Genomic DNA, 206 nt, shown 5'->3' on the forward strand with positions numbered 1-206 from the left:
CCGATGGAAAGGCCTCGCGCGCCTTGGCGGCAAAGACCGGACCCGACATGCCGGGCAGGCTGACATCGGCGACGATGATGTCGACGATGGTGTGTCCGAGGATTTCCACGCCGCGTTCGCCGCTATCAGCCTCGATGACGTCATAACCGAGATCCTGGAGAATCTCGGCAGTATCCATGCGGATGAAGGCGTCGTCTTCCACAAGC

Annotated in this window: 1 protein-coding gene; it reads right to left on the bottom strand. The window is 61.2% G+C overall.

Features of this window, described 5'->3' with window-relative positions; translation table 11 throughout:
* Positions 1 to 206: response regulator (locus AF337_RS14085; RefSeq protein ID WP_152971076.1), on the bottom strand; the 206-nt coding region annotated here is incomplete at both ends.

The organism is Rhizobium ecuadorense (assembly GCF_001187535.1).
Taxonomy (GTDB): Bacteria; Pseudomonadota; Alphaproteobacteria; order Rhizobiales; family Rhizobiaceae; genus Rhizobium; species Rhizobium ecuadorense.